The sequence below is a fragment of the Prosthecobacter sp. genome, assembly GCF_044222565.1.
Classification (GTDB): Bacteria; Verrucomicrobiota; Verrucomicrobiia; order Verrucomicrobiales; family Verrucomicrobiaceae; genus Prosthecobacter.
Genome location: NZ_JBGANA010000019.1, coordinates 129,438 through 154,191, shown reverse-complemented (window position 1 = coordinate 154,191; position 24,754 = coordinate 129,438). Strand labels below are relative to the sequence as shown.

Here is a 24,754-nt window from a genome sequence, read left to right as displayed (position 1 = left end):
GGAGAGTGTGGGCAAAGACGCCAGGGGGAAGATCAGGTGTGGATGATGCAGGCATCCGCCTTTAGTTAACCATGCAGTTCATTTGTACAGCGCTCTTTTTCCGGCACCAACCAGCTTTTGCTTAGCGGCATTAGGTCTAGGCCACGAGACATGACTTTGTTTTCCCAAGGTGAATGACGGACCGAGGGAGGCGGGATTCTTCTGCTTTCCTGCACTTCGTCCCTCATCGCATGAAGAAAGAAGACAGAAGCCGTCCATTGCCAGAAGCAGAGACTCAACAGCATGTCAGCATCATTCTCTGCTAGGAAGCAGGGAGGACGAGGCAAATCAGCGGCTGCCAGGCACCATGCCGCCGTAGCGGGCATTGCCTTCCCAGGACCGTGGACGGTTCCATGGCAGGTTGCTGTACTGGCTGGAATCCGGTCCCACCACCTTCTTGCGCTTTGGCTCGTCCGAAGCGCAGGAGGAAAGGCAGCTTGCTGCCGTGATGGACAAAAGGAAAAGACTGAGCAGGCGTGTCTTCATGATAGTCGCCCGTTTAATAGTGCACCAAATCAGTTTTGCACCAGATTTTCGAGGATCACGCGATCTCCAGGCATGATCACCTGGCCGTTCACGACCGTGTCAGGCACGATGGCTGCCATCGAATTCTTGTTCTCGACGGACATCACGCTCACTTTGCCCACCGTCTGTGCACCACGGGTGACGATCAGCTTGGTGTCCTGGGTAAGTCCGGTGCTCTTTCCAGCATCGATGATCACAAAACCCCAGTCATAGTTCACAGCGATCACACGGGAGGTCAGGCTGTTGCGCTCGAAGTTCTTGCGGCGTTCCTCGATCTTGTGGTTCACTTCATCCAGGCGCTTCTGAATGCCGGCCACCTTCTCCTCTTCCGCGGCCACTTCCTTCTTCTTGATCTCCGCCTGTCCCTGGTACTCCAGCATTTCCTTCTTCATCTTCTGGATGCTTTCGACCATGTTCTCCGGGTTCATGCCCTTGGGCAGCTTTTCGAGCTGGAGGTCTTGTTCAGCCTTCTTCTTCTCTTTGGCGGCAAGCGCCTCCTCGGTCGTGGCCACTTCGCTATCGGTCTGAGACAGCTTGTTTCGCTGCGCCTTCAGCTTCTCAGCTTCCACATCGATGTCGGCCTGCACCTTCTCAGTGGCAGACTTGACGTCAGCCACTTCCTTGAGGCCTTTCTGTTCGGTTTTCTTTTCAGCCAGAATGCTCTGGTTGACGCCATGGATCCTGCTGCGCACTTCGGCAAATTCACGCCCGTTTTGGAAGGCGAAAAAGCCGGCAACGATAATCACCACAGCGCTGAGGATGAAGAGGACTTTGGTCATGGGAAATAGGGTCGAAAAAGGAAATCAAAAAAGGATTGTACGGAAGATGGCCATTACTTGGCAGCACCAAAGGGGTCCACTGTGCTCGGCGGCGTAGCGCCAGCAGCAGGAGGGGCGCCAGCAGGAGGGGTGGCAGGCGGCGCACCGAAAGGATCAGAACCCATGGCCGGAGCGGCACCAGGAGCAGCAGCAGGTGCCGCGGGGGCGGGGGCTGCGGGAGCGCCAAAAGGATCAGAACCCATGGCCGGAGCGGCACCGGGAGCAGCAGCAGGTGCGGCACCGGGGGCGGCAGGTGCACCAAAGGGATCAGCGCCCATGGCCGGAGCGGCACCGGGTGCGGCAGGTGCGGCACCGGGGGCTCCTGCGGCAGGAGCTGCTGCACCAGCAGGAGACTTTGCGCTCGCAGTCTTGGCGCTCTGCTCGGCGGCAGCCACTACCAGATCACCAGCTCGAATGTGCTCACCTTCAGCCAGGCTGCCCTTGACCAAGTCTGCCACGGAGGAGTTCTGCTCCACGTCACGTACTTTGAGCTTGGCCACCACATCCTTGCCGCGCTTCACTTCAAGGTCGGCGTTGGCAAAGACGCCACCCCCATTGCCCTTGTTCAGCACCACAAAGCCCCAGTCGGTGTAGGAGTGGGCCACTTTGGCGGTAAAGTCATCATCCACAATGCCTTTGCGGCCGCGAGCCTCGCGTTCTTCCGCAGTTTTGGCAGCATCCATCAGATTCTTCACCCGCTCCTGCGCGGCTACCAGGTGCGCCGTCTGGTTGGCCAGCATCGCCTCAGCTTCCGTGCGATCTTTCGTAATAGCCTCGATCTGAGCGATCAGCGCCTGGATGTCTCCAGCTTCATCGATTTGCTTCTGATTGGTGGTTACAATCTTGGAAACCTTGTCCAGCTTATCTTTGATCTCGGCCAGCTTCTGTTCAGATGCTGTCACCTTGGCGGCCGTTTCCACTGTGGAAGTCTTGGTCGTTTCCAGCTCCTTCGTCGCGGTCGCAAGCAGGTCCTCACGGGATTTTTTTGCCTCCGCGATCTTGGTGATGTGGCTCTTCTGCGCCTGAAGATTCTCGTTCGCAAACTTCTCACGTTCACGTTCCGCCTTGAGCAGCTTTTGATTGGTCATGGCAAAATAGCATGCGGTGCCGAGGCACACGGCGGAGAGAGCTGATAGGATTTTCCAGACCATACAAAAAAAGAGAATTTGAGAATTAGAACCCTTTTTTTACCGGAAACGCCAGCTTTCGACAACACCAATTTTCGCCCATTTTGCCTTTCTGCCCGAATCCCGCTTGTATCCGCTCAACCCTGCGGCTAAATCAAAGATGTCAGGGGCCGCGGATGTTCAGCTTGCGAACCCCGCCAGGTCCTGACGGAAGCAACGGCAGCCTGCCTGTCCATGTCGCGGTTCCCTGGCACTTTTTTTGACGATTTCTCCTGTGGTCATTCTACTGCGGCTCCAGACAAATCCTTCCGGATCTCCCGCGCAAGGTCTTCACTTTCAGTCGCGGAGAGACTGTCCCCCCGCCACGCCAGCGTCACGGTGAGCCGTCCCGCATAGTCGGAAACAAACACCCCCAGCCCAGGTGGGGTGCAGACGCTGGGGATGGTGCAGATGTTTTGGATCTTCGCGCCGGCAAACTCGCTGCGCCCCGGCAGAAAGGTGCCCGTATGGGAGTGAAACAGGCTGCAGATCTGCCCGCGGTTCGTCAGCCGGACCATCGGAATGAAGGAGCTCAGCGGCAGATGCGCCGCCAGCATCATCATCGCCTCGGACGCCTGCGGCCTCTCTTCCCGCATCGCTTCACGGTACTTTTCCAGCACATGCTGCACTGCCTCGTCCACACTGCCCAGCCTCCCCGCATCTAGAAACAGCGGCATCGAGCTCATATGATTGCCAAAAATCAGCTCCCGGCTGCGGCCGCGGAGCTGGATCGGGAGCTGCAGGTGAATCTCCGGGCTGTCCCAGCCGCGTTTCTCATGCAGCAGACGGAGAGCCCGCGCCGCGATCGCCGCATAAAACGGCATTTGCATGAAATCACCACACAGACTCCGCAGCCTGGCGCCTGCCCGTGCCGTTTCCTCAGCGGAAAGCTCGATCAGGCTGAACTCTGGCAGCCGCCCTCTTTCTATAGGCATGCCCTTTTTCCACGCGGAAAGGCAACCCGCCGTGGTCATGGCCTGCAGTCTGTCCCGCAGAGGCTTGGCCCGCTTGTACACCTGTCCCATTCCTTCCCGTCGTGGGGCTGGCAGCTCTGGCGGCCCCGTTTTGCAGCCTCCCGCAGCCAGCTTTTCCAGCAGCAGGTTGATCCCGCTGCCGTCCAGCAGTGCATGCCGCCAGGTCAGCAGAATCTCATGCCTGCCCTCATTCCCCCAGGGGAAGACTTCCATCCATAGCGGAAACTTCAGCTCTCCATGGCTCGATTTTCCCTGCAAGCGCTCCTGAATCACAGCCGCAGCAGGCGGCTGCTCGCCCGCCGGGTGCCAGCACACCGGCGGTGCCGTGATAGGCCCCTTCGTCTTCCACACCCACCGCCAGCCACGCCACTGCCGTTTCAGCCGCGCCCCCAGCATGGGATGATGCGCGTGGATCTGCTCCCAGGCCTGCGTCAGCAGTTGCGCGTCTGGCCGGCCTTCCAGCTGCAGCCTGGTCACTCCCCAGTGCGAGCCCTGTCCGCTCCGGCGCATGAAGGATTCGAGCCCGCCGAGGAAAAAATCGACCGAGGTGGCAGGCAGGTTCTGCATCAGGCGGCAAGTCGGCGTTTTTCCCCCAGAAAGCTGGCCAGTGCATTCGCCGTGGCAAATCGTTCCCGCGTCATTTCCGCCGGGTTCACCGTCAGCTTGAATCGTTCTTCAATCTGCAGCAGCAGCTGCATCATCGCCATGGAGTCCAGTCCCATGGAAAAAAGATCGCTGTCAGGTGCGATGGGTTCTTGCGGTTCAAGGATGTGCTCGGCGGTGAGCAGTTCGATCACGGCGGCGGGGCTGATAGGCGCTTCGGGCATTCACGATAGAGAAAGCCTGCATCCTGCTGTGCGTCAAGAAGCCCATGCAGGTGTATTTGCACGCAGGAGATGGTTGCACATCGCCAGCCCTCGGGCACCATGCGCCCCCCCTATGAACAAGCTGGACGAAATCATCGCCCACAAGCACACCGAACTCCAACGCCTGCTGCCCCGCGCTGAAAAGCTCCGCGCCGCCGCCGCCCTGCGTGATGACGTGCGCTCCTTTTATGACGCTCTCCGCGCCGACCCCACCCGTCTGAGCATCATCGCCGAGGTCAAACGCGCCTCCCCCTCCGCCGGCACCATCGCTGCGGACTTCGATCCTCTGACCATCGCCCGCGGCTATGAAAAGGCCGGTGCCAGCGCCATTTCCGTCCTTACTGACGAAAAATACTTTCAGGGCCGCCTCGAATACCTCTCGCTCATTCGCGAGCAGCTCGACATCCCCTGCCTGCGGAAGGACTTCATCATCCACGAAGCCCAGATTTTTGAAGCCGTTGTCGCCGGAGCGGACGCCATCCTCCTCATCGTCTCCGCCCTTGATCAGCCCACGCTGGAGCACCTCCTCGAAGTCGCCCACACCTTTCAGCTCGATGCCCTCGTGGAAGTCCACGACCTTCCGGAACTCGAACGCGCTCTCGCCACGGACGCCCGCATCATCGGCGTGAACAACCGCAACCTGAAGTCCTTCACCGTCGATCTCTCCACTACCGAAGCTCTCGCCGAGGAAATCCCCGACGACATCATCCTCGTTGCCGAAAGCGGCATCAAGACTCCCGCCGATGCCGCCCGCCTCGCTGCCGCCGGTGCCGACTCCCTCCTCATTGGCGAAACGCTCATGCGCAGTTCCAACATTCTCGTCGATCTGCCCCAATTCCGCGCAGCCACTCCTGGCGCGGATCAATTCGCGGCGGATTGATCGGCCTACCCCTTCGCGATCTGCGCCGCCAGCTCTGCGATTAAACTCGTCAGCGTTATCAGTTCCCGGCTCGCCTCCTGCTTCGGCAGCACCAGCAGCAGTTCCGTCATGGGCACGGGTGCCGCCAGCGGCACAAACACACAGCCCCCATGCGGCATCTTGCTCGCGTGCTCCGGAATCAGCGCCACCGCACCCAGCGTCGTCACCGTTCCCAGCATCATGGAAAGGGAATCCACCTCGCTCACAATCTGTGGATCAAATCCCGCCTGCTGACAAATCGCCCGCAGAAACTCCCGCCTCCCGGGAAAGGACGCATCCGAAAGCGAAACCCACCTCTCTCCCTTCAATGCGCTGAGCTTGATCACCTTCTTCTTTGCCAGCGCATGATCCTCTGGCAGCAGCGCCGCCATTTTGTGCCGCGACAGCGTGCGCGTATGGAAGAACACACGGTCGCTCTCCGAGATGTTTCCCAGGATGGCGGCATCCAGCTCATGATTGCGCAGACGGTCCAGCTGCGCGCGTGGAGGCAGGTCAAACAGGCTCACCTGCGCCTTCGGATGCCGCTGGCGAAACTCACGCACCGCCGGCACCACCAGGTCATCCAGAAACGGCCCCAGAAACCCCAGCCTCAGTGTGCGGCGTGCTTTGCCAAACTGCTCCCGCAGTTGCTGCGCCCCGGTCTCCGCATCACACACGATCTGCCTCGCCTTCGGCAGAAAAAAGCGCCCCGCATCAGTCAAATAAATGCGTTTCCGAATCCGGTCAAACAGCCCCACTCCCAGCTCCGCTTCCAGCACGGCGATCTGCCGGCTCAGGGCGGGTTGCGTCACATGCAGCCGCTTCGCCGCGGACGAAATGCTCAAGTCCTCGGCGGCTGCGATGAAGTAACGAAGCTGGTGAAATTCCACCCCCGACCAGACCACAGTCCGGCACACCATGCAAATCACCGCCGAACACAGTTTCTGCACACCACCACATATCCGGCACCCTTCCCGCTCCTTCGGTCTTTTGGGTTCTTGGGATCGTAGGCTTCATGCTTATCCATCTTTTCAGAGGCTAGTTCTGGTGCTTTGTAAGAGATCATGCCATGATGCCTCCCTCACTTCATGCACCTCCCGGCCTCCACCGAGACTCTGCTGCCGCCATTGGTCAGCTCGCGCCTGCAGTCACTCGCCGCGTTTTATGATGATCCCGCTCTCCAGCTCGGTTGGGCGGCGCAGGCATACCACGAGATGCTGGCCCGCTACTACAATCTCCAAATTCCCCAGGACGCCAGCGTGCTCGAGATTGGCTGCGGAGATGCCCGGCTCCTCCACCTTCTCCATGGAAAAAAACGCGTCGGCGTCGATCTCTCGCAGCGCCAGATCCAGAAAGCCCGCGAGCGCATGCCCGGGGCTGAATTCCACGTCCAGGCTGGCGAGGCTCTGGCGCTCGACCAGCAGTTCGATTTCATCATCCTCTCGGAAACCATCAATCACGCCGCCGACGTGCAGCTCATCTTCGAGCGCCTTCATCACGTCAGCCACATAGGCACAAGGCTTATCCTCAATTTCTTCAACCACCTCTGGCGCCCCCTCTCCGCTCTCGCCGCTCTCACCGGCATGCGCACCCGCCGGCCCGAGACCAACTGGCTCTCTCATGATGATGTGCGCAATCTCCTTGCCCTCTCTGGCTGGGAGGAGGTCGGAAGTTCCACCCGCATCCTCTTTCCCTTTCGGGCATTCGGTTTGGACGCCGTGATCAACCGCTGGCTCGCCCCTTTATTGAGCCCCTTCTGCCTCGCCATCTTTTCCAGCGCACGTCCGCTGCCTGCGCCTCCCGGCAAGGAGTTGAACGTGTCAGTCATAGTTCCCGCGCGCAATGAAGCTGGAAACATCCAGGCAGCAGTCTCCCGCACGCCCATCATGGGAGCTGGCACCGAGATCATCTTCGTCGAAGGCCACTCCACCGACGACACCTGGGCTGAAATCCAGCGCGTGAGCCAGGCGCATCCGGACCGGCGCATCACCTGCCTCCAGCAGACCGGGAAGGGGAAGGGAGATGCCGTGCGCGCTGGCTTTGCCGCCGCCACCGGAGATGTCGTCATGATCTTGGACGCAGACCTCACAGTGCAGCCTGAGGAGCTGCCCAAATTCTACGCCGCCATCGCGTCGGGAAAAGCCGAGTTCGCCAACGGCGTGCGTCTTGTCTATCCCATGCAGGAGCAGGCCATGCGCTTCCTCAATCTGTGCGCCAACAAAGCCTTCAGCCTCATTTTCTCCTGGCTCCTTGGCCAGCCGGTCAAAGACACTCTCTGTGGCACGAAGGCGATGCTCCGTCAAAACTATGAACGCCTCGCCGCAGGCCGTGCCTACTTCGGCGACTTCGATCCCTTTGGCGATTTCGATCTCCTCTTCGGCTCTGAAAAGCTCGGCCTCCGCATCATGGATGTCCCCATTCACTACGCCGACCGCACCTATGGCACCACCAACATTCATCGCTGGAGCCACGGCTGGCTGCTGCTGCGCATGGTCTGGTTCGCCGCCAGAAAACTGAAGTTCGTCTGAGCCTCCGTCAATGTTGTCCACCGAATCCAAAATCCGGCTCGCGCGCGTCCTCTATCGCCTGCTCAAACTGGCGGGCTTTCGGGACGAGCAGTTCGTCACCCGCTCCGGTGTGCGCTTCCAGCTCGATCTGCGGGAGGGCATTGATCTGTCTCTCTTCCTCTTCGGCGCCTTTCAAAATCACATTCTCTCGGTCTCCCCACAATCGGCAGCTCCGGTCATATTCGATGTCGGCGCAAACATCGGCGCCATCACTCTCCCTCTCGCACAAAAGCATCCCTCAGCTCAGATTCACAGCTTCGAGCCAACCCATTACGCCCTCGAAAAACTCCGTCGCAATCTCGCGCTCAATCCTGCCCTCGCCCAACGAGTCACCGTCAACGCCTGCTTCGTCGGTCGCAATTCAGGAACAAACTCCGCTGCAAAAGCCTACGCAAGCTGGCCAGTGGATGGCACCACCACCGCCGATAGCCACGCCGCACATCTCGGTCTCATGCGGGACGCCACTGCCGCATGTACCAGTCTCGATGACTACGTCGCTTCCAACGCCATACCCCGGGTTCATCTCATCAAGATCGACACAGACGGGCAAGAGCATGAAGTTCTGGCTGGAGCGCAGAAACTCATCGCGTCCAACCGCCCGCGCATCATCATGGAAATGTGCCCCCACCTTCTTGAGGAGAACCGCCTCACACTCAAAGACTTCGCGGATGTCCTCGGCCCGGGCTATCGCATGACGGACCTGCAAACTGGCAGGGCATTTGACGAGCAGGCGCTGGCTCGGTTACCCCGTCGCGGAGGCACGGATGTACTCGCGGACTTTTGCTGAAACGGCGCAGATGTTTCAACTCATGGCAATCCGTTGCAGAAACAAAATTTGTCGTAATGTGATATCACTGTTGGCCGGTCCATCCGTGGAATCGCAGTCGGCATTGAATTCTGCGACTAATCCTGTGCCTTTACCCGCAGACCATCATACTGGAGGATTCCGTGCTTTTTTCAATCCGGCCCGGAAAGCAGCAGCGGTTTGCCTTTTGCTGGTCGTCATGGTTCTGGGAGTCTTCTGGCAGTGTCGCGCATTCTCGTTTGTAAACTGGGATGACAACGCCTTCGTGTATGAGAACACGCATGTGCGGCAGGGGCTCACCTGGGCAAACGTACGTTGGTCCCTGACCGCGGGCATCGGCAGGGAGGTCTGTGAAACGGACTATTGGAGACCGGTCAGCATTTTGTCCCACATGCTGGACGTGAGCCTCTTTGGTTTGAATGCGGGCGCGCATCACATGATGAGCGTGGCTCTGCACGCACTGACCGCCGTGGCATTGTTCCTGGTCATGCGGGCGATGACAGGGCGCCTGTGGCCCTCCGCCTTTGTCGCCGCCGTGTTTGCCATCCACCCATTGCATGTCGAGTCAGTAGCCTGGGTGGGAGAGCGCAAGGACGTGCTCAGCGGCCTGTTCTTTGTCCTCGCACTGGGTGCTTATCACCGGTTCGTGCAGCGTCCGTTTCACCTCGGCATCTACCTGCTTCTGCTGCTCATGGGCGCTCTTTCCATGATGAGCAAGCCCATGCTCGTCACCCTGCCCTGCGTTCTTCTTCTGCTGGACCACTGGCCGCTGGGACGCACGCGCAGTGTTCCGCTCAAGCGCCTGCTCATTGAAAAAATCCCGCTGTTTCTCATGACGGCCATTGTGGCGGGCATCACGCTGACCGGACGCGGATGCCCCAATGATCCGCTCTGGGCGGCGCTGCCATGGTACTACCGTGCCGGCAATGCCATGCTGTCCTACGGCACTTACATCAGGCAGACCTTCTGGCCTGAAGGGCTCGTGGTTTTTTACACCTTTCCCGGCCGCAATCTCAATGTGGGCGGTGCTTGGGCTTCGGTGGCGCTGCTCATCATCGTGACCGCACTCGCATGGCGCTCGCGCCAAAAATCGTGGCTGGGCGTTGGCTGGCTCTGGTACCTGGGCATGCTGATGCCGGTGATCGGACTCCTCACCCAGGCGGGAGATCAGGCGCATGCCGACCGCTACACCTATCTCTCGATGATCGGCCTCACTCTCATGGTGACCTGGGCCGCGGATGAATGGGCCGGAAAACGGAAGACGCGCAGGCAATTTCTTGGTGCCACGGCCGCGGCAGTGCTGGTCGCCTTGTCTCTGGCCGCGCACGCACAGACTGCTCACTGGCGAGATACGCTCAGCCTCTGGCAGCATGCAGTGGACTCCGATCCTTCCGAAAGCGTGGCCCATGCAAACCTGGGAAACGCTTTGATCGAAGCCGGACGCACCGAGGAGGCGGTCGCCAGTTATGAGCGTGCACTGAAGGCGAACGCCTTCCACCTCAGGGCGCGCATGAATCTCGGCCTCACACTGGAGCGCATGGGAAGATTTGAAGAGGCGGAGGCTCATCTCAGGCGCGTGGTGCAGGACGGCTGGCAGGAGGCAGAAGCCTTCGGCGGGCTTGCCCTGATTCTGCTGCGCAAAGGCAATCTGCAAGAGGCGATCACCTATCTGCAAAAGGCGGTGGCTCTTCGCCCCGATGTCGGCAACTGCTTCAATCTCGGCAACGCCCTCATGCAGTCCGGGCAGTTTGCCAAAGCGAGCGAAAGTTTTCTGCAGGTGATCGAATTGGACCCGAACCATGCCGATGCCCGGTATTGTCTCGGCATGGCATGCACTCAGATGGGAAACGGCGCCGAGGCAGAGGCCTGTTATGAATCCGCCTTGCGGGTGAACCCCTCGCATCTTCCTTCCCTCAACAATCTTGCCTGGCTGCTGGCCACGAGCAAACAGGACAGCCTGCGCAACGGTGCGCGTGCCGTGGAGCTCATCGAGCATGCGCTGCAGTTGCCTGGCGGGAGCAGGCCCCATCTGCTTCAGGTTCTGGCCGCGGCGTATGCTGAAACCGGCCAGTTTGAGAAAGCCGGCCAGATCGCCTTCGAAGCCGCGACAAACGCGCAGAACCAGCGAAATCCCGCTCTCGCGCAGGCCATCCTCATAGAGCGCCAGGCCTACCTCTCGGGCGTCCCCTGGCGCGAATAGTTTGGTACAGTACCCATCTCGCTCCGCGAGATGCACCCAGCGCTATCTCTCAGAACCCACTCTTTTTTTGCGAGGGCGTCTCATTTCACGGCGTACAACACCGCCAGCATGCCATCACCGCTGTTTCGTCCCTCCATGGACCGCCGGGCCTTTCTTACGGCCTCGACGATGGGTCTCGCGTCTTTGCGATGCGGCCCCGCATTGCGCGCATCCACAGGCCCGGCGCTGGCCGCCCCTACGCTCGCAAAGCCTGCCAAGTCCACCGTCCTCTTCTTCCTCTGCGGCGGTGCCTCCCACATCGACATGTGGGACATGAAGCCCGAGGCTCCGCTCGAATATCGCGGTGAGTTCAAACCCATCCGTACCACCGGCGCGGACGTCCGCCTCTGCGAACACCTTCCTCTGCTGGCCAAACAGGCGCACCAGTTTTCCGTCGTCCACGGCGTTACCGATGGCGGCCAGGCCACCGGAGATCACCACGCCGGCTACTACTACAATCTCACCGGCCACGTCCCCGACATCACCTTCAAGCAGCAGGGCAATGACCGCCGCCCTTATCCCGAGGACTGGCCCTACATGGGCAGCGTGGTCGCCATGAAGCGTCCGCCGCATCCGTCGCTTCCATCGCTCATCACGCTTCCTCACAAGCCCAGCAAGCTCCCCTTCACGCGCCCAGGCCAGTTCGCCGGACGCATCGGCATGGAGCACGATCCCTTTTTCCTCAATGGCAGCTTCGATGAGCCGCTGAAGTTCGCCGCGCCCACCATCTCCATGTCCGGCAGCATGACCGCACAGCGCATGCAGGACCGCAAGGCCCTCCTCGCCGCCATGAACGATGCGCGTCGCGAGCTCGATCACGAGATGTCAGTGCAAAATTACGTGAAGCAGCAGGAGCGCGCCTTTGACCTTCTCTCCTCCTCCAGCACCACCAACGCCTTCGATATCCAGTCCGAGCCTGACAAGCTGCGCGAGCGTTACGGCCACACCATCAATGGCACCAGCCTCCTCATGGCCCGCCGTCTTGTCGAGGCCGGCGTGCCCTTCATCACCGTCTTTTGGAAGGAGGACGAAAGCACTGCCAAGCAGTGCAAAAGCGCCGGTGGCTGGGACACTCACGGCGACAACTTCAACTGCCTCCGCAAATACCTCCTGCCCAAGTTTGACCAGGCCTTCTCCGCCTTTTTGGAAGACCTCTCGGGTCGCGGACTGCTCGATGAAACGCTCGTCCTTGTCACCAGCGAGATGGGCCGCACCCCCAAGATCGGGGATCGCCGTTCCGGCGGCGCCATCGGTGCTGGCCGCGACCACTGGACCGCCTGCATGAGCGTCCTCATGGCAGGAGCTGGTATCCGTGGCGGCCAGGTTGTCGGCGAGACCGATGCACGTGCCGAGCTTCCCAAAGACCGCCCCATTCGCCCCGAAGACATCACGAAAACCGTCTACTACGCCATGGGCATCCAGGACCTCGAAGCCAAAGACAAGCTCGGCCGCGCCTACAATCTCCTCGATGAAGGCAAGCCGCTCACTGAACTCTTCGGCTGACGCCTTCCTTATGCATCGCATGAACGGCGTTCGGTCAAGGCAGCCTCGCTCCGCCTCCGTTCTCAGCACCAAAGGTGCGGCCTATCGTAGCCCAGGGCCAGCGAGCCTTAGCGAGCGCCGCCCTGGGTCCGTGACCGCCCAATCCGGAAAGCAAACCCATCGCTCCGCCACACTCTCCCCGGTCCCAGCAGCGTCCGCATGCCACTCCGCCTCACGCTTGCGCCATCGCACACGCACCATCACCACGCCGCGCTAACCACCTTTCCACGCACGCCATTCATGCATCGTCTCCTTCTTCTCTCCGTCCTGTCCTTTTCCATCACCCTCCACGCCGAAGACTGGCCTCAGTTCCGCGGCGCCAATGGCACCGGCGTCTCCTCCTCGGCAAAACTGCCGCCCGACTTCTCCGCCGAAAAAAACATCGCATGGCGTGCCAAGATTGGCGATGGCATCGCCTCGCCCATCATCAAAAACGGCCGTGTCTTCACCACCGCCATGCTCGGAGATCAGAAGCTCGGCGTGTTCAGCTTTGACGCCGCCACCGGCACGCAGCTTTGGCGCAGCGACCTCGACACCGGCACTCTCCCGCGCATCACGCCGCCAAACAGCCACGCCTCCTCCACGCCCGCCACCGATGGCGATCGTGTGTATGTCTATTTCAGCACGATCGGCCTCCTCGCCTTTGACTTCACCACCGGCAAGGAAGTCTGGCGCCACACCATGCCCCGGCCCGCCTATCTCATGGACTGGGGTGCCGCCTCCTCGCCCATCGTTTACAATGGCATGGTCATCTTCTGCCAGGACGACGACCTCGCTCCCTTCGTCGTCGCTTTGGATGCAAAAACCGGCGTGGAAAAATGGAAGACACCGCGCAAAGACATGCTTGCCGGTTATGCGCTCCCCGTCCTTTGCGAGGCCAGTGGCCGCACGGATCTTGTCATCGCCGGCAGCGGCAAATTGAAAGGCTACGATCCCGCCACCGGCAAAGAACTCTGGACCTGCAACACCCTCCTTCGCACCATCATGACCTCCCCCGTCGTGCATGACGGCGTCATCTACATCGCCGTGCAAAGCTACGGAGATTCCACTCGTACCTTGAAGCACGCCCTGCTCGAATGGCTGGACACCAATCAGGACAAAATCCTCTCCCGTGACGAGACACCCAAGGAGTTCCACGAGCGCTTCGATGCCTCCGACAAAAACGGCGACAAAGTCATCGGCCCCGAGGAGATCGACACCGCCTTCCAATCCCCCGACAACATGGCCGCCGGTGGCAACATCATCCAGGCCATCAAAGGCGGCGGCAGCGGCGATGTCACCAAAACCCACGTTCTCTGGAACATCGATCCCAAGACCCCTTCCAATCTCTCCTCACCGCTCTTCTTCCATGACCGCATCTACGTCGTCAAAAGCGGCGGTATGTCCAGCTGCTACGATGCAAAGGACGGCAAAACCCTCTGGGACCGCAGCCGCCTCGGCAACTTCGGCGACTACTTCGCCTCTCCCATCGCCGCCGATGGCAAAGTCTACATCGCCGCCAAGAACGGCTTCATCGTCGAGCTCGAAGACTCCCCGCAGCTCAAAGTCCTCACCAAGCACGACATGGGGGAAGAAATCATCGCCACACCCTCCATCGCAGACGGCCGCCTCTTCGTCCGCACTCGCGAGAGCCTCCTCTGCGTCTCCTCCACCGCCTCCGCACCTGCTTTGACAGAAGCAGGGAAGGGGATCTCCAAATCCGACGCCATCGAGATGATCACCGCCCAGCCTCCGCACGGCTCGCGTGTCTGGAATGGCTACACGGGCAATGCCATGGGTCAGGAATCCTGGACTTCAGAAGAACTCGAACAACTTCTCAAGCGCCTCCAGACCTTGAAGTACACAGGCGTCGCCATCCCAGCAAAAGTTGCGCCCTTCACTCCCATCCGCGTCGATGGCGACACCGGCGGCCGCAAGGCCTTCCATGGCGCAGCCACCTTTCAAAACCCTGACGTAGCCGCCATCACCGCCCGCTTTCGCGAGCATGCCGACAAGCTCGGTTTTGAAATCATCACCGCCGAGCCAGCCCCCGCCTCCGTCCTGCCAAAGAACGACTTTGCCAGCGAAAAGGCTCTCAGTGATCTCGTCACTCCCATGTGTGGTGAAGGTGTGGCCGAGCGCATGTGGCTCGGCTTTCAGGCCATCGAAAAAGCCTCTCAGCTCATCGCCCAAAACGATCCCGCTTTAGGCATCCCCGCGCCCGACATGCTCCTGCGCCATTTGCACTCCAAGAAGGCCCTGCCCGAGTGGCTCACCGAGGCCAAGGCATTCTACGCCACCGCCATGAACGAGATGTACCGCGCCAACACCCGCGCCCGCGAAGGCTCCCGCAGCTTCACCCTCTACAATGCCAAGCGCCTTGAGTTCACCTTCCACTTCATGTCTGCCATCGAGGCTCTCTACAAGTCTCACGATCCTGCCACTCGCGCTGACTCTCTGGAAGCCGCCATGGACAGCATCTACAACGCCCTCAACTCCTGGTCGGACGTCGCACGTGACTCCACTGATCGCGGCGCCATCGCCCTCCTCAATGAATACGGCTATCGCCCTCTGGTGAAGGTCGTCAAAGGGAAGGAGTGATTCAAAACACCTCTTCTCTGCGAAAAACGCCGCAGAGAGAAGCTTGTCAGCCGCGGTTTCCAGTTCTTTCTTAAGCGGTACTGCATGCCAGTCACCGTTTCTATCGCCGAATTCTTTTCCTCCCTGCATGTCTCAGGACAGGTCGGCGTTACGAGAGAGGCCTTGCTGCCCGGCGACTCGGAGCAAACGCAGGCGCTTCTCAGCAGAGCATTTCAGGACGCCTGCGATGACCTGCCAGGCGGCTTGAAGGCGGATCTCGAATGCTGCCATGCCGCCGCCACCGCTGCCATCCACTACCTCTACCGCGTCTGCCAGGCCTTGGTGGACCGCGCCATGTCAGAGGAGCAGGTCGCCGCTATTTGTGCCGCCATGCCTCCGCTTCCGACTTCTCCCGGGGAAATGTTCTCACAGGACCTCGCACTCAGGCATCTCCCGGAACTGTGGTCCATGGCCAGGTCCATGAGCGACAGCGATCCCCTCGTCACCGGCATCGAGCAGGCCGCCCTGCGCTTTCCTCTGTCTTCCGTCGGCATCGCTTTGAAAAACTCGCCTGACCTCCTGTCCCTGCGTCGTCATGATGGCCTTTGGCGTTTGTACATCGATCGCATCATCGCCCGTCAGGATGCCTTACGTCTGGAGGATGCGTCCACCGCCCTTGCCGTCGCCGACGCTCTTGGCGAACACGCACATTCACTCGCCCCCAAGCTCGCCGCCCGGCTGGCGCTTGCTTCCGCCCCCGCACTTTCTGCACCCTCCATCCTCAGTCTTCATCCATGACCGCTCTCGAAATCGCCCGGCATCTTTCCGATCAAGTCCTGCGCCCTATGAAAGCCGTTTTTGTCGGCAAGGAGGAGATCATCGATGTCATGGGCATCGCTCTTGCAGGCGGTGAAAATCTCTTCCTTCATGGCCCTCCGGGCACCGCCAAAAGCGCCCTCGTCCATGAGCTGGCCCGCCGCCTGGATGCCCGCGCCTTCGACTACCTCCTTACCCGCTTCACCGAGCCGGGAGAACTCTTCGGCCCCTTCGACATCCGCCGCCTGCGTGAGGGAGATCTTGTGACCAATACCGAAGGCATGCTGCCGGAGGCGGACTTCGTCTTCCTCGATGAGCTCCTCAATGCCAACAGCGCCATCCTCAACAGCCTCCTCCTCGTCCTGAATGAGCGCGTCTTCCGCCGCGGGCGCGAGACTCGCCGCCTGCCTGCACTGCTCGTTGTCAGCGCCAGCAATCATCTTCCCGAAGAAGACGCCCTGCGCGCGTTGTTTGACCGCTTTTTGCTCCGCGTTCACTGCGGCTACGTCCCCGAGGCAGAGCTCTCCGCCGTGCTGGAGGCGGGCTGGGAATTGGAGAAATCACGCCGCGCCGCGCTGCCTTCGGTAGGTTTGTCCGCACAGGACATTCGCACCTTGCAGGATGCCCTGCCTGCGGTCGATCTCACTCCCGTGCGCACCGCCTATCTTGAGCTTGTGGCACGCCTGCGCGCCGCTGGCATGGAGGTTTCCGATCGCCGCGCGGTAAAACTTCAGCGCGTCATCGCTGCCAGCGCCCTCATGTGCGGTCGTCAGGCCGCTCGTGTTTCGGACCTGTGGGTCCTGCGCTGCATCTGGGACCGCGAAGAGCAGCGCGAGATGCTTGCCGCCATGGTGCAGGAAACCATCAACAAAGATGCTCCCGAAAGCGGCGACCATCCTCAGGCCCACGGCGGCAATGCACCGGATCCCGAGAGCCTCGCGCGCGATCTCGATGCCCTCTCAGAGGCCTGGGCAGACCTCGCCCTCGGTGTCGCGAAAGACCGCCTTTCCGCTCTCGCCGCGCGTGTCCCCTGGGTGCGTCAGACCGAGACACGGGAAGCCCTGCAGGAGAAGGCTGAGGCACTATGGCGGAGGGCTGGCGCATGAGCACGTCTGCTGGGCAGAGCGTGGCCGTTCTCGCTGCGTCAGACGTCGCCTGGCTGGGCCGCTGGCGCACGCTGCCCGGGCACCTCGCCTGTGAATCCGCCGGCCGCGTTTGGGTGCGCGGCCCCGGTGGCTTGGAATGGGAGCGCCTTCCCGCGTTGCAGCGCTTCAGTGTGGATGATGCCGGACGCCTCACGCCCACCGGGCATCGTCTGCCCACCGCGCGTCTTCCAGACGGCCCTTGGCAGCCCTTGTCGGAGTTCCTTCGCGTGCGTCCTGCTGCCGCGGCACTTCCTGCGCTTCACGTCGCGCCCGTCGCCTGGACTCTTGTGCCTTCCGCGGAGTTTCGTCCGCCAGCCCTCATGGTGCTGCCATTCGAGGCACTGCTGGCTTGGGGCCTCACCGCTCCTGCCGTGCGTCTTCACTCCCTTCGCTTCGCAAAGGCAGACGATGGCCGCGCCTGTGTCATCGGCTCACTGCTCCCACCACTACCCGGAGAATCCTGGTGCGTGGAGGATCGCATCGCCACTCCTGCGGGCTGGTCGTTGCCAAAGGGTGTCACGCCCGCCCTCGTGGCCACCTGCATGAAGCTCTCTTCGGGAGAGATCGCTCTCCTGCATTCCGACGGCACCGCCGAGCGACTGCCTGCGGAGGCCTTTGTCGAAATCTCCCGCAGCTCCCTGCGCGCCACCGCCGGTGCAGGTGCAGGTGCAGGTGCAGGTGCAGGTGCACAATCGTTGATGGAAAACTAACTCCGTGCACTCCCCCGCCACACTCGCCTATTTCTGCGCACCCCAGGGCCATCTCTGGGAGTGGGAGGATGCCACTCTGGCAGAGGCCTGGGAAACCAGTAGCGCGGACCAATGCGTGGTATGGTCGGATGGCAGGACCACCATTGCTCTCCGTCAGGAGCTCACAGAACTGCTGGAGGCCTGTGTCCCTGTCGGTCTGCCGCCGCTCGGTTCCATTCTGTGGCTCATCGCTGCGGCATCAGAAAGTTTCGATGCGAGCGCCTGTCGCGTGCGCCTGTGGGCGGCTGCGGAGCGTGCCACGGGTGACAGTGATGTTCCAGCCGGTATCGCCACTCTTTGGAAGACAGTCGGTGCCGGGCTGGACTGCATCCACGCGCTGCCTGCGGACCTTCGAGCAAGCGGCCCGGCCCGCCGCCGGCTCCTGCGCACCATGTTTGAGGAGGTTTACGCGGAGCTGCCGCAGAGCATCCCGTCTGCCATCTCATTGCGCATTCTCTCCGAATTTGTGCGGACGCCTTTCCTGAATGTCTTTCAGCAGCGCTCTCCCGAGCTCAATGGAGTCGCCCGTCTTCTCAAAGACCTCAGCGCTTTGGAGAAAGCCTTCACCCGCTGCCCGCCGGAGCATCTCGAGCTTCGCCTGCGCACGGGTGTCGATGCCATCCCCTCGCGCCAGCTTGAGCTGCCACTGCCTGTCCCGGATGAAGCCCCTGCTCCGGAGGCTCCGGTAGATCTGCTTCGTGCTTTGGAGCACGAGGGCGGAGAGCCGGCTCAGGTGGCCGGACTCGTGCGCCGCATCGGTGCCATGCTCCATGTGCCCAAGGCTGTCACCCACCGCGAGGAGCTTCCTCTCGGCGGCGTCTCGGACATCACCAATCGCGGCGATCCCTCCCGCCTCCTCATGACTGAGCTCGCCTGGGACGATCTCACCTTCGCAGTGCGTCTCGCTCAAGGAGAGGCCCTCTATCTCCGCCGCGAATCTCCGCCTGCGGAGCCTCCACCAAGACGACTCATCTTGATCGACACCGGCATCTTCATGTGGGGAAAGCCCCGCCTCTTTGCCCTCGGCTCCGCCCTGGCCTTGCTGCGTCAGAAAATCGGCGGACAAATCGCCATCGCTTCTGTTTATGCCATCGATGCGGAAGGCTTCACCGCCATCACTTTGGAGACCGTGTCGGATGTTCGCGCGCAGCTCGTGCGTCTTCAGCCCCAGCCTCATCCCGGTGCCGCCCTGGCCATGCTCTTGGATGCTGAGCCTTCACCCTTCCGGCCCGGAGAGGAAGTCTTCCTCGTCACCCATCCCGCATCTTTGGAAATCCTCTGCCATCTGCCTGAATGGCGGCGTCTTGCCAGCACCGTGCCATTGCATTCACTCCTCGTGGATGGCGATGGCAGTCTTGAGCTCTCCCGCCACAGCCTCGCGGGCGCTCGTTCTCTCGCCCGTGCCCGCATCGATGCTGAAGACCTCTTCGCTTCACCGGTCGCAAAACCTTCGCCTGCGGCATTGACCAGCGAGATGGGTCGTCTGCCCTATTTTTATCGGCTGGCTGTCTGGCCCCTCTACGTGCCCGGTGCTCCTCTTCCAGGCAAAGCGTTTCAAATCGGCGGCAAGGGCTTCGTGGGCATTTCCACCTCGGACGCCGTCTGCTGGTGGACCCTCCGCGTCCATTCGGGCCGTGTCCTTTTCCCCAATGCCCCCAGCACCGACCTCAAAGGCGTCGTGGTGGATCCCGAAGGCGAAGATCGTGTGATCCTTGTCTTCGGTGTTTCCGAACACCGCCATCTGAAGTTTCTCGTCCTCTCTCTCACTGGACGCGAGCCGGCGCGTCTCGTCACTTATGAAGGACTCCTGTTCGAAATGTCCCAGTTCCGAGTGCAGTCGGGCGCTCTCGTGCTGATCGATCAAAAAATGGCCAAGGCCATCTCGCTCGAAAATGGCCGCGTCATCGCCACCAAAGAATTCCCTGGATCTGCCAGCGTGCCCTGGTTTGACGGCGAAAAGTTTCACCCTCATGGAGAGCGCGCCGCCTTGGCCAGTCTCATTCTGACCAAGCATGCTGCTCCGGTGAAGGTCGTCTCCAAGCGCCACCGCATCTCCGAGATCACCCATGTCGGCTTTGGCATCGCGGGTGGTTTGTTTGTGAGAAAGGAAAAGGGCCGGGTTTACCATCTCGAAGTACATTCGAAAGGCGGTCTCGAATGGAATGCCACCGTCGATGCTCATGCCACCTTTCATCCTTTGCAGCCACTGCTTCTCCCGGAGTGGCCCTCCTGCGGACTCTCTCAGGCGGAGTTTCCGGACGGCCGGCGTGTCATCTATGACACCCGTGGCTTCCTGCATGTTTGCGATTCCGGCTCGGACTCGCAGGAGGTCAGTCTCGTGCTGGTCAAGGGCCACACTGCCGCCTGGCAGCGCAGAGGCTTTCACTACGGAGAGCAAAACCTGCTCTGGGATGAAGCCATCGGAGCCGCATCCGTTCTCCGTACTCTCACTCAAAGGCTCTTCCGCGCATGTGCGCCGGACAAGGCTCCAAAAGTGAAGAGCGGCTTCAAAAAGTATCTCGCTTCAGAATAACCCGCAGCTCATGCCCACCTTCCCGCTCCGCCTCATTCCTGCCGCTGTCCCACAGCCGGCACGGGCGGGTTTTCTCCCCGGCTCGGACGTGGCTGCATGGCTGGAAGAGATGTCTCGCCATCGCGACGCACGCTATTTCATCGTCCCGGCTTCGGTCGAGGAGGCGGCCGCGGGCGGTCTCCTGATCATTCCTGCAGCGGGTGCCAGCGCCGCCGTCTTTGGCCCGCGCGTCATGCCCTGTGGTCTCGAGCACGGCAGTGTCGCGGTGCCCGCTTCCATGCGGCTGGATCCCGCGCTCGCTGCGGAGGAGGCCCGCCGCCTTCTCCACTACCCCTTCTACTTCTTTCATCCTGCCATGGGCCTGGTGGCCTTTGAAGAGACGGATGCCGTCACTGCGCAGGCCTTGATCGTTCCTCCGCTGCCACGCACTTCGTCATGGCTGCATGCCTTGCACGGCCACTCTCCCCCGCCGCGCCTTGGCCGCGTCATGCTCATTCTCCCGGAAGATCCGAACGATCTCTTCGGCGATGTCGCGCAGGACATCGGCTCCCTTTCGCCCAAAGACCTCCAGACCAAAGCCCCGCTGCTCGAGCGTCTGCGGGATAAGCTCGGCGGCGGCGCCGCCCTGGCTGGCATGGGCATGCTCGGCGCCTTGGGCGGCACGCTGGGGGCGTTGGGAGGTCTTGCCAAAATGTTCGGCGTCGGAAAAGGCCTCTCTGCCGGTGCCGCCTCGGGTGCTGGATCTCAGCAGGGTGGTGCGGGGCAGGGCGGCTCCCGCATGGTGGAACGCCTCATGCAGTGGACACAGCAGCAGCTCGAAAAACTCCAGCGTCAGCGCGAGCACGAGCTCCAGCGTCTCATGAAGCTGCTCGAAACCAACCCCGATCTCGGCCTCCGCTACGCCCTGCCTTTTTCCGGCGGCGGAGACGCCTCACGTGGTGCAGCCCCTCCTCCCGGCTGGCGGCTCGGCGAGCGCAATCCCGTCTTCGGTTCACGTCGTGGTGGCGGCGCGGCGGACATGTGGGATCTCGCTCCGCAGACCCAGTGGCAGCTCCAGCAAAAATATCGGGAGCTCGCCAACCGCGAGATCGCCGAAGGCCGCTTTGATCGCGCCGCCTACATCTATGCGGAACTGCTTGGCGACTGGCACTCCGCTGCCGGCGCTCTTGCTCGCGGTCGCCGCCATCAGGAGGCTGCAAAGATCTACCTCACCAAACTCCACAACAAACCCCTCGCCGCCAAATGCCTCGAAGACGGCGGCCTCCTGGCAGATGCCGTGCTTCTTTATGGCGAACTCGGCCAGCACGAAAAGTGCGGCGATCTTCTCCGCCAGCTCGGTCGCGAGCGTGAGGCCGTGGCTGCTTACCAAACCGCCATCAATAACAGCGGAGACCGTCTGCATGATGCGCGCATCCTCTTCGAAAAACTCCAGCAGCACAGCCTTGCCATTTCAGTCCTCGCCAGCGGCTACCCTCACTCTTCCCAGGCTTCGCAGTGCCTCGAACGCCACTTCGACTACCTTGCCCGTCTCGAGGCCGCCCCCGAAGCTCTGGCCCTCAGCCGTTCTTTGAGCGATCCCGCACGCCAGCTGCCGGATCGCGTGCAGATGGCGGAAACCCTCCGCACCATTCATCATGCCCATGGCGATCCCGAAGTACGCCAGCGCCTCGCCCGCGTCGCCACCGGCATCATTGGCGAAGCCCTCGCGAACGGCTCTCTCAAAGAAGCGTCGCTGCTCTCCGTCCTGCCTCACTTTGCTGACGCTGACCTCCTCTTGAAGCGAGACACCCTTCGCTTTGCCGACATGCGGGAGCGCGCCCGCCGTCAGACCCGCAAAGCTCTTGATTCAGGCACCGCAAAGCACTCTCGCCATGCTCTCACCCATGTCGGTTCTCTCGCTCTGCCCAGGGACGGTACCGAATGGTATCGTCTCATCAGTTTGGACGAAAAATGGCTCGCCATCGGTCTGAACGACAAGACCCGGCAGGATGTGTGGATCTACGGTCAGAAGGAGCGCATCATTGGCAAGTTCACATCCGCATCCGGCTGGTCTTACCTTACCCGTCTTAGCCCCGTCATCGCCGAGATGTCCGATTCCGTCTGGCTTCCCTTCGCACGCGAAGGCCAGATGCCGCGCTACGGTCAGGCCAGGCTCGCGGACTTTTGCTCCGCTCCAAACACTCGTGACATGCTCATCGACCAGCTCAGCTGGATTCCGCAGCGCGTGCTCGCCGTGCATCCTCAGAGTCATGGTGTCTGGGTCGTCCACCACAACGCCACGGAAACCATCGACCTCAGTTTCTACTCCAAGCAGGGCCATCTCATCCGCTCTCATGCGCTCGGCTGGGCCCCTCCCGAAGTTTCCCCTCCCGTTTGCATCGCGGTGCATGGCCACCACGTGCTTCTCAGCGTCGGCGTCCATCTTCTGCGCATCACCAATGGCGCCATCATCAATCAGACCGAGCTGCCTTCCCCCGTTCTTGCCCTCCACGTCACCAAAGCCGTTCAGCCTCCCGCTTTCCTCGCCGTTTCGGCTCTCGAGATTGTGCTGCTTTCCCCTTCAAAGTCCAAAGAACTCGACTGGATGCATCTCTTCACCGCTTCGTCCGGCGGTGCGCCTCTTGGCTGTTTCCTCAACGACGGCCGCATCGCCGTCGGAGACGCCAAAGCCTGCCTCATCTACAGCCCTCACCCAGAGGCCACACTTCTCCAAAACACGTCTCTCCGTCTATCCTCCACCAGTCGCGAGCCGGACGCCGTCTCCTACGCGGCCTGTGGCGAAAGGCATCTCGCCATTCTCAATTCCGACGGCGTGATCGACTGGTTCTCCTGATGCCAGAGCGCCAAGGAGCGCAAATTTAGTCGTGTTCCATGAATCCATGGCATCCAACGCGGCTCCCCTCTCCCCACCCCTGAAAAACGAAAGAACCAGATTTCCTCTTTGGGGAGAGGGCAGGGGTGAGGGGCCTGCGCAAGACCTCGCCAGCCTTGTGTCCCCGCTCGTTTGAAGCGCTGACATTTTTTTAATCCTGATGTCAGCACACACCGTACCACGCTGACCCTCTGCCATAAAACATTACCGAAAGTTATGAACTTGTGAACCAACTGGCATTGGAGGAATTCCCCCGCCTGCACGATTAAACTCACGTTATGAAACTCAATCTTCGCCTCTCCAACGAACGCGGTCACGCCAATCACGGCTGGCTCGACAGCTATCACACCTTCAGCTTTGCCGACTATTACGATCCTGCTCACATGGGCTTCCGCAGCCTTCGTGTCATCAATCAGGACGTCATCGCCGGCGGCGCAGGTTTCCCCACCCATCCGCATCGCGACATGGAAATCTTCAGCTACATCCTCTACGGCGCTCTCGCTCACAAGGACAGCATGGGCAACGGCCGCACCCTTCTCCCCGGCCAGATCCAGCTCATGAGTGCTGGCAGTGGTGTTACACACAGCGAGTTCAATCCCTCCAAGTCTGAACCCGGCAGCCTCCTGCAGATCTGGATTCGTCCGCGTCAAAACGGCCTGAAACCCAGCTACACCGAATGGCATCCGAAGCCCGAGCATGAAACCGCCGAGAAGGTCCTCGTCATCTCCTCAGATGGCCGCGACGGCTCCGCCACCATTCATCAGGATGCAGACATCTACCGTGTGCGTCTTGAAGCCGGCAAGTCCACCACCCACGAAGTCACCACCGGCCGCGGTGCCTGGCTTCAGCTCATCAAAGGCACCGTGACCGTCAACGGCTCCACCACCCTCAACCCAGGCGACGCCATCAGCACCGACGACTCCGGCACCCTCAGCCTCACCGCCAACGAACCCGTCGAAGCCATCCTCTTCGACCTCGCATAACTCCCCTCTGAAAAACGACTGCAAACCATCGCAAACAACTGCCAGAAAACGCAAACTCCCTATGAAACACATCCCCACCATCGCTCGCCTCCTCCTCGGACTCATCTTCGTCGTCTTCGGATTCAACATGTGGTTCCACTACATCAATATCCCGCTTCCCAAAGAAGGCACCCCTGCTGCGAACTTTATGTTCTCCATCTATGGCAGCGGTTATCTCGATGTGGTGAAGGTCCTCGAAGTCACCGGCGGCCTCCTGCTCCTCAGCGGCCGCTTCACCAACCTCGCCCTCACCCTCGTCGGCCCCGTCGTGGTAAACATCGCCCTCTACCACTTCTTCCTAGTCAAAGGCGGCTATGAAATGCCAGTCGTCCTGGGAGTCCTCTCTCTCGTGGCCCTCTCCGGCCGCAAAGACTACCTCAGCGCCCTCTTCGCCGCTAAGTAAATGCATCCCCCCGCGGACCGGATTCGTCACTGAATCCGGCCCGCTTCTTTCCATCATCTCATCCGACACCCCTCGCCGAATCACGCACCGTGAAGTGGTCCGCACTCTCCGAGTGCGGCTCTGAGCTCCCGCCACATCACACATCCGCAAAGCCCCTTCCACCTCGCCACCCGCCCTCTCCGGAAAACAACAGTCAACGACCGTCAACAACGGTCA

The 24,754-nt window shown here is 61.1% G+C and carries 19 protein-coding genes and 1 other RNA gene; 14 read left to right on the top strand and 6 right to left on the bottom strand.

The genetic code is table 11. The features are described from left to right. Window positions 1–327 precede the first annotated feature (327 nt). Genes ACILSR_RS24065 through ACILSR_RS24055 form a run of 3 tightly spaced genes read right to left on the bottom strand, consistent with a single transcriptional unit; the run spans window position 328 to window position 2,470 of the window. A complete protein-coding gene (locus ACILSR_RS24065; protein ID WP_395752356.1) occupies window positions 328–525 on the bottom strand; it encodes a hypothetical protein in 198 nt (65 codons plus the stop codon). A gap of 29 nt (window positions 526–554) precedes the next feature. Next, entirely contained in the window at window positions 555–1,343 is a 789-nt protein-coding gene (locus ACILSR_RS24060) for a hypothetical protein (protein ID WP_395752355.1), read from the bottom strand. A 53-nt stretch (window positions 1,344–1,396) separates the two neighbouring features. Next, on the bottom strand, window positions 1,397–2,470 hold the full coding sequence (locus ACILSR_RS24055) for a hypothetical protein (RefSeq protein ID WP_395752354.1): 1,074 nt from the start codon (window positions 2,468–2,470) through the stop codon (window positions 1,397–1,399). Between the two features lie 200 nt (window positions 2,471–2,670). Here ACILSR_RS24055 and ffs point away from each other — a divergent pair. After that, an RNA gene (gene ffs, locus ACILSR_RS24050) (signal recognition particle sRNA small type) lies at window positions 2,671–2,765 on the top strand. A 22-nt stretch (window positions 2,766–2,787) separates the two neighbouring features. Here the strand turns inward: ffs and ACILSR_RS24045 are convergent. Together ACILSR_RS24045 and ACILSR_RS24040 are read right to left on the bottom strand one after the other, a co-directional pair. Next, the gene (locus tag ACILSR_RS24045; protein ID WP_395752353.1) at window positions 2,788–4,089 is read right to left on the bottom strand and encodes a hypothetical protein; all 1,302 of its coding nucleotides are present in this window, start codon (window positions 4,087–4,089) and stop codon (window positions 2,788–2,790) included. Beyond that, entirely contained in the window at window positions 4,089–4,349 is a 261-nt protein-coding gene (locus ACILSR_RS24040) for a phosphopantetheine-binding protein (protein WP_395752352.1), read from the bottom strand. Before ACILSR_RS24040 ends, ACILSR_RS24045 begins: the two co-directional genes overlap by 1 nt. Before the next feature lie 112 nt (window positions 4,350–4,461). Between ACILSR_RS24040 and trpC the strand changes: the two genes are divergently transcribed. After that, window positions 4,462–5,268 carry an indole-3-glycerol phosphate synthase TrpC gene (gene trpC, locus ACILSR_RS24035; protein WP_395752351.1) on the top strand — a complete coding sequence of 269 codons (807 nt, stop codon included), beginning with the start codon at window positions 4,462–4,464 and terminating at the stop codon, window positions 5,266–5,268. 5 nt (window positions 5,269–5,273) lie between these two features. Here the strand turns inward: trpC and ACILSR_RS24030 are convergent, their stop codons facing one another. Beyond that, window positions 5,274–6,206: a LysR substrate-binding domain-containing protein gene (locus tag ACILSR_RS24030; RefSeq protein WP_395752350.1), complete on the bottom strand. Its 933-nt coding sequence runs from the start codon at window positions 6,204–6,206 to the stop codon at window positions 5,274–5,276. Between the two features lie 168 nt (window positions 6,207–6,374). Between ACILSR_RS24030 and ACILSR_RS24025 the strand changes: the two genes are divergently transcribed. The 12 genes from ACILSR_RS24025 to ACILSR_RS23970 all read left to right on the top strand — a co-directional run bounded on the left by ACILSR_RS24025 (window position 6,375) and on the right by ACILSR_RS23970 (window position 24,538). Then, window positions 6,375–7,814 carry a glycosyltransferase gene (locus tag ACILSR_RS24025; RefSeq protein WP_395752349.1) on the top strand — a complete coding sequence of 480 codons (1,440 nt, stop codon included), beginning with the start codon at window positions 6,375–6,377 and terminating at the stop codon, window positions 7,812–7,814. Between the two features lie 10 nt (window positions 7,815–7,824). Further along, window positions 7,825–8,640 carry an FkbM family methyltransferase gene (locus tag ACILSR_RS24020; protein WP_395752348.1) on the top strand — a complete coding sequence of 272 codons (816 nt, stop codon included), beginning with the start codon at window positions 7,825–7,827 and terminating at the stop codon, window positions 8,638–8,640. A gap of 217 nt (window positions 8,641–8,857) precedes the next feature. Next, the gene (locus ACILSR_RS24015) at window positions 8,858–10,858 is read left to right on the top strand and encodes a tetratricopeptide repeat protein (protein ID WP_395752347.1); all 2,001 of its coding nucleotides are present in this window, start codon (window positions 8,858–8,860) and stop codon (window positions 10,856–10,858) included. A 108-nt stretch (window positions 10,859–10,966) separates the two neighbouring features. After that, window positions 10,967–12,400, top strand: coding sequence for a DUF1501 domain-containing protein (locus ACILSR_RS24010; RefSeq protein ID WP_395752346.1), 1,434 nt, complete (start codon window positions 10,967–10,969; stop codon window positions 12,398–12,400). Window positions 12,401–12,679: 279 nt separating this feature from the next. Continuing rightward, the gene (locus ACILSR_RS24005; RefSeq protein ID WP_395752345.1) at window positions 12,680–15,019 is read left to right on the top strand and encodes a PQQ-binding-like beta-propeller repeat protein; all 2,340 of its coding nucleotides are present in this window, start codon (window positions 12,680–12,682) and stop codon (window positions 15,017–15,019) included. 84 nt (window positions 15,020–15,103) lie between these two features. After that, on the top strand, window positions 15,104–15,796 hold the full coding sequence (locus tag ACILSR_RS24000; RefSeq protein ID WP_395752344.1) for a hypothetical protein: 693 nt from the start codon (window positions 15,104–15,106) through the stop codon (window positions 15,794–15,796). Then, entirely contained in the window at window positions 15,793–16,920 is a 1,128-nt protein-coding gene (locus tag ACILSR_RS23995) for an AAA family ATPase (protein WP_395752343.1), read from the top strand. The genes ACILSR_RS24000 and ACILSR_RS23995 overlap by 4 nt, the downstream gene beginning before the upstream one ends. Beyond that, the gene (locus tag ACILSR_RS23990) at window positions 16,917–17,669 is read left to right on the top strand and encodes a hypothetical protein (protein WP_395752342.1); all 753 of its coding nucleotides are present in this window, start codon (window positions 16,917–16,919) and stop codon (window positions 17,667–17,669) included. The genes ACILSR_RS23995 and ACILSR_RS23990 overlap by 4 nt, the downstream gene beginning before the upstream one ends. 4 nt (window positions 17,670–17,673) lie before the next feature. After that, complete coding sequence (locus tag ACILSR_RS23985) at window positions 17,674–20,241, top strand: hypothetical protein (RefSeq protein ID WP_395752341.1); 2,568 nt, start codon at window positions 17,674–17,676, stop codon at window positions 20,239–20,241. 10 nt (window positions 20,242–20,251) lie between these two features. After that, complete coding sequence (locus ACILSR_RS23980) at window positions 20,252–23,074, top strand: hypothetical protein (RefSeq protein WP_395752340.1); 2,823 nt, start codon at window positions 20,252–20,254, stop codon at window positions 23,072–23,074. Between the two features lie 317 nt (window positions 23,075–23,391). Continuing rightward, entirely contained in the window at window positions 23,392–24,096 is a 705-nt protein-coding gene (locus ACILSR_RS23975) for a pirin family protein (protein ID WP_395752339.1), read from the top strand. A gap of 61 nt (window positions 24,097–24,157) precedes the next feature. Next, window positions 24,158–24,538 carry a hypothetical protein gene (locus tag ACILSR_RS23970; RefSeq protein ID WP_395752338.1) on the top strand — a complete coding sequence of 127 codons (381 nt, stop codon included), beginning with the start codon at window positions 24,158–24,160 and terminating at the stop codon, window positions 24,536–24,538. Window positions 24,539–24,754 lie beyond the last annotated feature (216 nt).